Here is a 300-nt window from a genome sequence, read left to right on the forward strand (position 1 = left end):
TATAACAAGAGACTATGGCGTCAATAGTTAATTTTTGGCGCTACCTTTATCCCACATTACGCCGTCTCTTATCATTGAATTAAGTATTACAACCATCTTTCTCATGCAGGCAACGATTGCGACTTTTTTTGGTTTACCTGCCGCGAGTAATCGTTCATAAGTAGCCTTAAAAACGGGGTTACATTGGATGGCAGACATCATTGCCATATACATAACGGTTCTAACTTGAGGTCGACCTCCTTTTATCATCCGTTTGCCTTTAAAGCGTCCACTTTCTCTTGTTATAGGTGCTACGCCAAT

At 40.7% G+C, this 300-nt stretch carries 1 protein-coding gene; it reads right to left on the reverse strand.

From position 1 onward, the window contains the following. Window positions 1–27 precede the first annotated feature (27 nt). Window positions 28–300: transposase (locus FTW16_RS22250; RefSeq protein WP_146492467.1), on the reverse strand; the 273-nt coding region annotated here is incomplete at its 5' end.

The sequence above is a fragment of the Vibrio sp. T20 genome, from assembly GCF_007858795.1.
GTDB classification, from domain to species: domain Bacteria; phylum Pseudomonadota; class Gammaproteobacteria; order Enterobacterales; family Vibrionaceae; genus Vibrio; species Vibrio satsumensis.